Annotated in this window: 1 protein-coding gene; it reads right to left on the bottom strand. The window is 37.1% G+C overall.

Features of this window, described 5'->3' with window-relative positions:
* Positions 1 to 9 precede the first annotated feature (9 nt).
* On the bottom strand, positions 10 to 267 hold a 258-nt coding region (locus FOT98_RS31850), incomplete at its 5' end, for a DUF3947 family protein (protein WP_260851168.1).

The following is a 267-nucleotide window of genomic DNA, read 5'->3' as shown; positions in this document are numbered from 1 at the left end:
AAAATCTTTCTATAAATTGTATAGAGTTCCATGGGGAATTGTTGATATATATAACCCATCTGCTGAAATCACTATAGGATTGTAATATCCAGTAGATGCATAATGTTGTTGCATATGAGGATACATATAAGGATACGTGTGTTGTTGCATATGAGGATGCATTTGTTGTTGCATTTGTTGTTGCATTTGCATTGCATGATGAACAGCGTGAAGAGTACCTTGCGCTGCACTATATGATATAGCCGTGGTACCTGCTTGAGGACGATA

Origin of the sequence: Bacillus sp. HY001 (assembly GCF_007558965.1) — a bacterium.
Lineage (GTDB): Bacteria > Bacillota > Bacilli > Bacillales > Bacillaceae_G > Bacillus_A > Bacillus_A mobilis.
This window is presented reverse-complemented; position numbering and strand designations above follow the sequence as displayed.